Origin of the sequence: Caballeronia mineralivorans PML1(12) (assembly GCF_001028175.1) — a bacterium.
Taxonomy (GTDB): Bacteria; Pseudomonadota; Gammaproteobacteria; order Burkholderiales; family Burkholderiaceae; genus Caballeronia; species Caballeronia mineralivorans.
The window spans coordinates 1-467 of sequence record NZ_AEJF01000291.1 but is presented as its reverse complement, the minus strand read 5'-3'; the positions used below and the strand labels follow the sequence as shown (position 1 = coordinate 467).

The following is a 467-nucleotide window of genomic DNA, read 5'->3' as shown; positions in this document are numbered from 1 at the left end:
CGTAATCACGCACTTCCTGGCTGATTTTCATCGAGCAGAATTTCGGCCCACACATGGAGCAAAAATGGGCGACTTTACCTGACTCTTGCGGCAGGGTTTCATCGTGATAAGCGCGGGCGGTAAACGGGTCGAGGGCCAGATTAAACTGGTCTTCCCAGCGAAATTCGAAGCGGGCTTTCGACATGGCGTTATCGCGAATTTGCGCGCCCGGATGCCCTTTCGCCAGGTCAGCGGCGTGGGCAGCAATCTTATAGGTGATAAGCCCCTGCTTAACATCTTCTTTATTGGGCAGACCCAGATGCTCTTTTGGCGTTACGTAACAGAGCATCGCGCAGCCAAACCAGCCAATCATCGCCGCACCAATCCCCGACGTGAAGTGGTCATAGCCCGGCGCAATATCGGTAGTTAGCGGCCCCAGAGTCGTAAAACGGCGCTTCGTGGCAGTGCTCTAACTCCTCGGTCATATT

At 54.6% G+C, this 467-nt stretch carries 1 pseudogene; it reads right to left on the bottom strand.

The window, feature by feature from the left end:
• Nucleotides 1-467 (bottom strand): annotated as a pseudogene (locus EOS_RS42725) (phosphomethylpyrimidine synthase ThiC); the annotation flags it as partial.